Genomic DNA, 6468 nt, shown 5'->3' with positions numbered 1-6468 from the left:
GGAGCCACCAACGTTCTACGGGCAGGGCTTGTCCGTCGCAACGCCCGCCAGGGTTAGCGAGAAGCCCCCGGCTTCAGCCGGGGGAGGAGTCACGATGACGCCTTCCTCGTCGAGGAAGAGGTAGGCCAGGCGGAGTTCGTCCCCGGGGATCGGGAACTGCCCGATGAACACCAGGGGCCGCCCGCTGGACGGGTCCACCGGCCAGGCGGGCTCGGCCAGCCACACGGGCTGCCCGCCGAGCTTGGCCACCGGCTCGCGGATCGGCTGCTCGGCGGCTCTGAGGGTCATCTGCCGGCGCGGCAGGAAGGCGGCGTCGTACGGCCCCTCCGCCTGCCCAGCGGGACGCGTGATCATGAACGGGACCTTAGGCCATGCCACCGGCTCCTACCGTCCTGCGGGTCCGGCGGGCCCGGCTTGCGCGGCGGGCCCGGCTTGCGCGGCGGGCCCGGCTTGCGCGGCGGCTGCCGCCTCCAGCAGGGACCAGCCGTCGAGCTCCGCCGCCCGCTCACCAGGGTGCCACCCCCGGGCCGCGGCCTCGTCGAGCAGGGCCCGGACGGCGCCCGGTTCGTGCAGGTTCAGCGAGCCGCCCCGCACGAACCCCACGTCCCCGGACCCCAGCGGGGCCCCGCCCACGTACCGGCCCGGGCCCTCCGTGAAGACGATCCGCAGCGGGCCGCCGGTGCCGGCCGGCTGGGGGTGCAGGGTGACGGTCGCACAGCAGTCCCCCCGCCCGCCGTCGCCGGGCGCGCGGTGGCTGTGGCGCAGGGTCCACAGGTACGCACGCCCGTCGGCGACCAGGCGGCGGGGATTCCTCGGATGACGGGGCACGCAGCCGAGCGTACGCGCCCCCGGCGGAACCAAGCTCCGATGCCGGGTGGAGCGAGCATCACCTGGCCGGGACGGCCGGGGTGCAGAGTCATCCCGGCCATGGCGGGGTCGACGTCCGCTACGACGAACTGACCCTGCTGCTGGCGTCGCACCGTCAGGTGCCGGCGGGCGCACGGCGGCTCGTGGGTGAGCTGCGGTTCGTTGCCGGTGCCCGCTACCGGGTCGACGGGCCCGGCTACTGGTTCCGGTGGCGCCCCGCCATTGGTCGTCAGGCGCCGCCCCCGGCGTAGGAAGTCGGGCATGCCGACTTCCTACGCGATGCTCAGTCCCACCAGAACATCCACTCGTGCGAGCCCACGAGCAGGTCGGCGTAGGCGGTGAGGCTGCCGGTGCCCTGGAAGACCTGGTCGGGGCAGAGTGCCACGTGTTCGGCGGCCACCCGCAGGGCCGCTTCCCGTGTCGTGGGCGGGTTGGGGACGCTCAGTTCCAGGGTGTCGAAGCCCGCGCGGACGACGCGTATGCCGAAGCGGTGTTCCCAGTCGGCGAGGACGGCCGCGATCCGGCCGGTGCCGGCGTGGTTGGCCGGGCCCGTCCAGCCGCAGGCGGCCAGGGCCGCCGCACCGCCGGGGGCCGCGACCAGGCCGATCCGCAGGTTCGGCGCGCTCTCCAGGACCGAGGCGCGGATGCGGGCGCACTCGTCGGCGTCGGCGGCCGGGACCGGGGTCGAGGGCGCCGCACCGGGCCAGGTACGGCCGAACGGGGCCAGGACCGCGCCGAGTTCCTCTTCCTCGTCCTCTCCCTCTTCCTCGTCCTCTCCCTCTTCCGGGCCCAGGCCGTCCCACCAGGTGCGCAGGAGCTCGTGCGGGTCGTGCCGGGCGGGGTCGGTCACGGCGGGCGGGCTCAGTTCGCCCGACAGCCAGGGGCGGAAGTCCGCCGAGCGGTCGAGCGGGGCGAGCAGCAGCGGCCACAGTCCGGTGCGCGGGTGGGCGCGGTGCAGCGTCTCCCACAGCCCGGGCGCCGGCGCGGCGTCGCCGACCCACATCGCGGGCACCTCGTCGGCGCCGACGACGCGGCCCGGCGGCAGATCGGGGCAGTCGGCGAGGAGACGGCGCAGGTCGACGTGGTTCATGCGGCTCACCCTAGGCGCGGGCACCGACAACGGGGCGAGCCGGCCGACCCGCGCCCGTGCCCCGGGACCCCGGGACCCCGGGGCCGTCCGTCAGCGGACGACGCAGATCTCCGGCATCGGCCGGCCCCACTCCCCCGGCATGTCGACGAGAACCCGGCGGGCCAGGTCCCGGGCTTCGCCCCAGCCGGGATCGGTCTCCAGGGCATCCCTGCTCCACCGGTCCGCGTTCCCCGCACCGCTCATCCCGGCGAAGACCGCGTCGATCGCCCGCAGGTCGGGAAGTACCGCCGGGCTGACGCCGTCGTCCTCGCTCGGGCCCCCGACCATGCGGAAGGCGTGGTCGAAGTCCAGGGCGATCTCGTCCGTCACGACACCGTGCCCGTCGATCCAGGCACGTTGGGCCGAGGGGCCGGCCGCCACCACGGTCAGCGACTCGACGAGCAGTCGCCTGCGAAACGCAGCATCGGGGTTCCTCATCAGAGGATGGTCGCACGCTCCGCCGCCGGGCGGAGGCGGCCCTCACTGCCCCGACCGCAGCGGGTCCAGGGCCGCCGGGGGGAGTGCGCCGGCGGCGGCGGAGCCGGCCAGGAGGTCGGCCAGGGCGTGGGGCGGGGCCGGTTCGGCGGTGGGGGTGGCGGCGGTGATGCGGTCGAGGCGGAAGCCGCGGCCGGCGTGGCGGGTGCGGCACCAGGCGATGAGGTACCAGTTGCCGCCGGCGGTGAGCAGTCCGGCGGGTTCCACCTCGCGTTCGGTGGTCCTGCCGGCCGCGTCGGCGTAGGACAGCCGCAGCACGGTGGCGTCCGTGAGGGCCCGTTCGACGGCGGTGCGGACCGGTTGTCCGGTGCGGGCGGCGGGCAGGGCGACGATGCGGGCGGCGAGGTCGCGGGCGGCGGTCGCGGCGGGGCCGGTGATGGTGGCGGCGAGCTTCTGGGAGGCGGTGCGGGCGGCGCCGGCGTAGGGGGCGCCGGGGTCGGCGGCGGCGAGGGCGGCGACCAGGGCGGAGGCCTCGTCGGTGGTGAAGCGGATCGGGGGCAGGGTCATGGCCCGGTCGATCGACCAGCCGCCGCCGCGTCCGGTGGTGGCGCGCACGGGGACGCCGGCGTCCATGAGGGCCTGGAGGTCGCGTTGCACGGTGCGGGTGCTGATCTCGAACCGGGCGGCGAGCGCCGCGACCGTCAGGGGTCGCGGCGCCGCGGCGCGCAGTTCTTCGACGAGTGCGTAGAGGCGCGGGGTGCGGTTCACGGCGCCGACGCTACCGTCGGGGCCGTCACGCACCGGCCAGGAAGTCGCGTTCGCGCTGCTGTTCGCGTTCGGTGATGGTGAGCGGGAACAGGGTGAAGCCGTGCATCGCGCCGGCGACGATGCCAAGGTGGGCGGGTGCGCCGGCGGCCTGCCAGCGGGTGGCGAGGAAGAGCGAGTCGTCGAGGAGGGGGTCCTCGGTGCCGACGACGATGCGGGCGGGCGGCAGGCCGGTGAGGTCGGCGAAGAGCGGGGAGATGCCCGGGTCGCGGCGCCGTTCGGCGTCCAGGCCGGGGGTGCAGAGCTCGTAACTTCCTCGGAGGGATTCGGTGTTGCTGAGCAGTTGCCGGGAGCCGAAGAGGCGCTGGCTGGAGGTCATCGACAGGTCGTAGGGGCCGTAGACGAGGTTGGCGGCGCGGAACGCGCCGGTGACGCCGTGGCGGTCGCGCAGGCGCAGCAGGGTCAGCACACTGAGGTGGGCGCCGGCGGATTCGCCGCCGATCATCAGGCGCCGGGTGCCGAACTCGGTCTCGGCGTGGTCGACGAGCCAGCGGGCGGCGGTTTCGCAGTCGTCGGGTCCGGCGGGGAAGGGGTGTTCGGGGGCGAGGCGGTAGTCGACGCTGAGGACGGCGAGGCGGGTGTGCCGGGCGAGGTTCCACAGCCGTTCGTCCTGGCCGTCGGCGGAGCCGAACGCCCAGGCGCCGCCGTGGATGTGGAGGTAGACGCCGTCGACGTGCTCGGGGACGAACGCCCGCACGCCGACCCCGCCGGGGAGGATCCGCTCCTGCGCCTGCGGCAGTCGCACGGGCGGGGTGTCGCCGCCGAGGCGGTTGGCGCGCAGGCGGGCGAGGGTGGCGGCGTCGGGGGTGGTGGAGCGGGAGGGGCGGGTCGCGGCGGCGGCCTCGAACTGGGCGTTGAAGGCGTGGGTCTCGGCGAGGCAGTCCTCGTCGGTGAGAGCGGTGAGAGCGGGGGTGGTGGCAGTCGTCGTGGTCATCGCGGTGATCGTCATGCGTCGATGGTCGCGACCGTCCGCGACAACAGCATGTCACCCTTTCCGGGTGGCCTGCGTCACATTTCCGCCGTGCCGTCAAGGCAGGCGGATCCAGGTGTCCCTGTCGGCCTCGCACAAAGGGGTCCGGGGCTGGTCAGGCGATGGGTGGGGTCACCTGGCAGATCGCCACGAGTTCCAGACGGGGAACCACGTAGTGGGTCATGAAGCCGCCGGCAACATCCAGGTGGCGCATGGGCTCACCGCTGCCCTCGTAGCCGGCACCGTCCAGGTAGAGGAGTTCGGCAGCCCGGTGCTCCACGGCAGCGACGTCCGCGGGCGCACCGCCGATCACCCGCTCCTCGCTGGGGAGATACTCCCGGCTCCAGGTCATCCGGTCACCGCCGCGTAGGCGGTCCGGTAGATCTCGGCGACCTCGATGGCGTGCCTACGGCACTCGGCGACGGTTCCTGCGTGGTTGGCGAGGTAGTTCGCCCGGTGGTAGGCCTGCGAGGCCCCCGGGAACCGCTCGATCTCGACGACGGCGGCCCAGTGGTCCACGAAATTGCGAAGCGGCTGGACGCTGCCGGAGTCGATAGCCTCGGCCATCGCCCGGCTCTGCCCCTCGACCATCTCCTGCAGCCGGTCCGCGGCAACCACCGCCAGAGCGGCCTTGAGCGCGGCCGGGGTCTTCTCCGGGCGCGGGATTACTTCACCCCCGTTGGGTGCGGGCTGACTCATGGCTGGCTCCTCTCCCTCGGGTGTGAGGCTACTCGACGGACGCACCCATCGGCTGCGGCCCGAGGTGCTCCGGGGACGGCGCCGTCCTGCCGGCGGGAGGGGGGTGCGGCCGGTGCCGCGGGGCCGGGCGGGGGTGGCTACCCCCAGGGTTGCGGGCGGCCGTGTCCGTCGGCGGCGGCGGCCGGTTTGGCGGGGGTCTGGGCCGGGCGGCCGGCGGAGGGCCCGTACGTGGGGGCGGAGGACGTGGTGCGGATCGCCTGCGGGGTGGCGGGGACGGCGGGGATGGCGGGGGTGCCGTGCAGGCGGGGCGTGCGCAGGGTCGTGGTGGGCTGCTCCAGGCGCAGCACGAAGTTGGCGTAGTCCAGGGGCTTGCCGGGGAAGTGGCGGTCGCTGCTGGTGAGCAGCCGGCCGCGCAGGCCGGCGTGGTCGGTGAGCGGGCCGGGGGTGGTGCGCGCGTTGGGTTCCCAGGTGCGGCCCCAGGCCAGGTGTTCCAGGGCGAGCGTCCAGGTGTCCTCGTCGACTTCCAGGGTGGCGCCGGGGCGGCCGGGGATGACGCGGGTGCCGTGGGGGCCGCGGACGACGGCGCGCTGTTCGAAGTCGGCGTCGCGGGTGAGGACGGTGATGCGCCACGCGCCGTGGAAGGTGAGCATGACGGCAGCCCCCTGGCCTCTCGCGCGCCGCGGGCCGGCGCGCTCCTGCCTGCGTCAACGGGCGCGGGCGGGCGCCGCGTTCAGCGGCGGCGGGTTCACCGGTGGCAGGTTCACCGGTGGCACGTTCACCGGTGGCAGGTTCACCGGTGGCACGTTCAGTGGTGCCGCGTTCAGTGGCGGCCCAGCGGGGGCCGGCCGTGGGCGGAGAGGACGAGGGCGGCGTAGTGGGGGGCGTCGAGGCGTACCCCGTGGCGGTCGAGGAGGGTGAACAGGTCGGCGAGTTCGGGCGGTTCGGTGCCGCGCGGGCGGCGGTCGCAGGTGGTGGGGAGGGTGCCGAGGGCCGGTCCGCAGCCGGTGCGGCGGGTGGTGGCCAGGCGCAGGCGCAGCGCGAGGCGGGGGGCGGCGCTCTCGGAGTCCTCGCCGAAGTCCATTTCGAGGCCGGTGACGTCCTGCCAGCGGTAGCGGCGGCTCAGCAGGATGCGGGTGAGGGTGAGTCCCTGCTCGTCGGCGCGCAGCCGGAAGGTGCGGGGGGCGGCCAGTGCGACGGCGAGGGCGGCGGCGGTGACGAGCAGCAGGGACGAGGGTACGCCGAGGCGGTCGACGGTGCCGCTCTCGGCGAGGACGATGGCCAGCAGCAGACCGGTGAGGGTGCCGAGGGCCCAGCCCGCTCCGCGCCACAGGAAGCCGAGGCGGACGGTCGCCGTGCCGTTCGGGCCGATCGGGCCGTCGGTGGCGTCGGTGGCGGCCGCGTACGGGCGGCTGGTGTGCGGGCCGGTGCCCGCGGGGTCGTCGGCGGGGTTGTCGGCGGTGTTGTGCGCGGCGTTGTTCACGAACCTCCCGGGGCCGGTGGTCAGTCGGCCAGGATGGCACCCGCCGCTCCACCGGTCAACTGG

General features: G+C 75.1%; 11 protein-coding genes. 1 reads left to right on the top strand and 10 read right to left on the bottom strand.

Features of this window, described 5'->3' with window-relative positions; translation table 11 throughout:
* Window positions 1-15 precede the first annotated feature (15 nt).
* Both ACFXDE_RS30300 and ACFXDE_RS30295 read right to left on the bottom strand, forming a co-directional pair.
* Window positions 16-354 (bottom strand): hypothetical protein, encoded by a 339-nt coding sequence (locus ACFXDE_RS30300; RefSeq protein ID WP_380497874.1) that lies wholly within the window; start codon window positions 352-354, stop codon window positions 16-18.
* Between the two features lie 30 nt (window positions 355-384).
* On the bottom strand, window positions 385-828 hold the full coding sequence (locus ACFXDE_RS30295; RefSeq protein ID WP_380497873.1) for a hypothetical protein: 444 nt from the start codon (window positions 826-828) through the stop codon (window positions 385-387).
* Window positions 829-908: 80 nt separating this feature from the next.
* Between ACFXDE_RS30295 and ACFXDE_RS30290 the strand changes: the two genes are divergently transcribed.
* A complete protein-coding gene (locus ACFXDE_RS30290; RefSeq protein ID WP_380497872.1) occupies window positions 909-1118 on the top strand; it encodes a hypothetical protein in 210 nt (69 codons plus the stop codon).
* A 32-nt stretch (window positions 1119-1150) separates the two neighbouring features.
* Here the strand turns inward: ACFXDE_RS30290 and ACFXDE_RS30285 are convergent, their stop codons facing one another.
* The 8 genes from ACFXDE_RS30285 to ACFXDE_RS30250 all read right to left on the bottom strand — a co-directional run bounded on the left by ACFXDE_RS30285 (window position 1151) and on the right by ACFXDE_RS30250 (window position 6405).
* Window positions 1151-1957 (bottom strand): DUF4253 domain-containing protein, encoded by an 807-nt coding sequence (locus ACFXDE_RS30285; protein WP_380497871.1) that lies wholly within the window; start codon window positions 1955-1957, stop codon window positions 1151-1153.
* A gap of 90 nt (window positions 1958-2047) precedes the next feature.
* Window positions 2048-2434 (bottom strand): hypothetical protein, encoded by a 387-nt coding sequence (locus ACFXDE_RS30280; protein WP_380497870.1) that lies wholly within the window; start codon window positions 2432-2434, stop codon window positions 2048-2050.
* 42 nt (window positions 2435-2476) lie between these two features.
* Entirely contained in the window at window positions 2477-3199 is a 723-nt protein-coding gene (locus ACFXDE_RS30275; protein ID WP_380497869.1) for a helix-turn-helix transcriptional regulator, read from the bottom strand.
* A 25-nt stretch (window positions 3200-3224) separates the two neighbouring features.
* A complete protein-coding gene (locus ACFXDE_RS30270) occupies window positions 3225-4205 on the bottom strand; it encodes an alpha/beta hydrolase (protein ID WP_380441288.1) in 981 nt (326 codons plus the stop codon).
* Window positions 4206-4341: 136 nt separating this feature from the next.
* Window positions 4342-4578 (bottom strand): hypothetical protein, encoded by a 237-nt coding sequence (locus ACFXDE_RS30265; RefSeq protein ID WP_380497868.1) that lies wholly within the window; start codon window positions 4576-4578, stop codon window positions 4342-4344.
* Window positions 4575-4925: a DUF6247 family protein gene (locus ACFXDE_RS30260; RefSeq protein ID WP_380497867.1), complete on the bottom strand. Its 351-nt coding sequence runs from the start codon at window positions 4923-4925 to the stop codon at window positions 4575-4577. Before ACFXDE_RS30260 ends, ACFXDE_RS30265 begins: the two co-directional genes overlap by 4 nt.
* A 137-nt stretch (window positions 4926-5062) precedes the next feature.
* Window positions 5063-5575 carry a hypothetical protein gene (locus ACFXDE_RS30255; protein ID WP_380497866.1) on the bottom strand — a complete coding sequence of 171 codons (513 nt, stop codon included), beginning with the start codon at window positions 5573-5575 and terminating at the stop codon, window positions 5063-5065.
* Window positions 5576-5745: 170 nt separating this feature from the next.
* Window positions 5746-6405, bottom strand: coding sequence for a PH domain-containing protein (locus ACFXDE_RS30250; RefSeq protein ID WP_380497865.1), 660 nt, complete (start codon window positions 6403-6405; stop codon window positions 5746-5748).
* Between the last annotated feature and the right edge of the window lie 63 nt (window positions 6406-6468).

Origin of the sequence: Kitasatospora sp. NPDC059408, assembly GCF_042751525.1 — a bacterium.
Taxonomy (GTDB): domain Bacteria; phylum Actinomycetota; class Actinomycetes; order Streptomycetales; family Streptomycetaceae; genus Kitasatospora.
This window is presented reverse-complemented; position numbering and strand designations above follow the sequence as displayed.